General features: G+C 39.2%; 1 protein-coding gene. It reads left to right on the top strand.

Annotation, left to right across the window (positions count from 1 at the left end):
- Positions 1–847 (top strand): hypothetical protein (locus PL77_RS32130; RefSeq protein WP_044213566.1); only part of this gene is annotated, 847 nt, incomplete at both ends.

The following is an 847-nucleotide window of genomic DNA, read 5'->3' as shown; positions in this document are numbered from 1 at the left end:
AAAACAAATTGACCTTCTGTTTACACTAGGTCAAGAAGATTCAGTAGCGTTATACAACTTATTCGTAGAGTTAGGAACTACACCGGACAAAGCAATAGAAATGCGTGATTGGGTAGATAATGACGGTAACCCGGTTGCAACTCAAATTGACGATTACGGTAGAGTCATTGATATCGACCTTTCAAATAGAGATTTAACGAGCTTGCCAACGAGCCTAACGATTGAAAACTTTGGTTATCTAGAAACAGTAAATCTTGCAGATAACCAATTAGAGGATGTGGCACTCACTTCATTTACGAATGCCAATGATCAGAAAACGCAGTTCAATGTTGATAACAACTTCCTATTCTTCGATGAATTGATTGAAAATAGCGAATATATCAGCAGTTACGATGGTCAAACGTATAGCGGTGCTGATACAGAAACAGAAACAGTCACTTACGGAGATCCTTACTCTTACGATGGTGGTTTTGAAATCGCTTCTCTAGAATATAACTGGACGAAAGTCAGCGATGGATCGACGGAAAGCTCTGCTTCCCTACTGAGCATTCCTTCAATGACAAGTGATAACGCAGACAGCTATAGATTGAATATCACTTCAACTTCTATCACTGGTCTTACGATCTTCACAAAACAAATTGACCTATTGTTTACGCTTGGGCAAGAAGATTCAGTAGCACTTTACAACTTATTCGTAGAGTTAGGAACTACACCTGATAAAGCAATAGAAATGCGTGATTGGGTGGATAATGATGGTAACCCGATAGCGACTCAAATTGACGATTACGGTAGAGTCATTGATATCGACCTTTCGAATAGAGATTTAACTAGCTTGCCAACGAGTTTG

The organism is Flammeovirga sp. OC4 (assembly GCF_000812565.1).
Classification (GTDB): domain Bacteria; phylum Bacteroidota; class Bacteroidia; order Cytophagales; family Flammeovirgaceae; genus Flammeovirga.
This window is presented reverse-complemented; position numbering and strand designations above follow the sequence as displayed.